This window comes from Vibrio sp. 10N.286.51.B11, assembly GCF_041469245.1.
GTDB lineage: Bacteria > Pseudomonadota > Gammaproteobacteria > Enterobacterales > Vibrionaceae > Vibrio > Vibrio crassostreae_C.
Genome location: NZ_JBFRKI010000044.1, coordinates 1 through 584, shown reverse-complemented (window position 1 = coordinate 584; position 584 = coordinate 1). Strand labels below are relative to the sequence as shown.

At 44.5% G+C, this 584-nt stretch carries 1 protein-coding gene; it reads left to right on the top strand.

The features are described 5' to 3' along the window. Positions 1–584, top strand: a 584-nt coding sequence (locus AB4154_RS20815; RefSeq protein ID WP_372124021.1) for an MBL fold metallo-hydrolase, incomplete at both ends; no start/stop codon positions are given.

Below are 584 nucleotides of genomic sequence, written 5' to 3'. Positions count from 1 at the left end.
AGATGCCAAGTAATGCCGATGAGCTACTAAACAAGGTTACTCATACCTTAATTACTCACAGTCAAACACTTGGTATCAAGGCATTACAACATGGAGATCACCTAGATCCGGCAGGTGAGACGTTTTTAACAAGTCGTAATATCCCAGTTGCGACACCAGCCAAAGATAAGGCTTACCTAGAAAAATACGACTTAACGGTAAATTGGGGAATTGAAGACTGGCAAACTATCGACTTTTTAGGCGGAAAGCTCACCGCGGTTCCGGCTTTGCACGGCCATGGATGGATTCACAAGGTAATGGCTAATGGTGTTGGATTTTTCTTGGAGCTCCCCAATGAGCCTTCTATTTACATTAGCGGTGATACAGTTCTAACCGATGATGTAAAACGAGCGTTGACTGAGTTGAAACCCGATATCACAGTGGTGGCAGCAGGCCGTGCTCGTATGGATGTTGGTCAACCGTTATTGATGTCTATTGATGAGGTCATGGAGTTTATTCGCCTTTCCCCTAATAAGGTGGTTGCGAACCATATGGAGGCACTCAATCACTGTGCAGTGACTCGACCAATTCTTAAAGAAGCAATT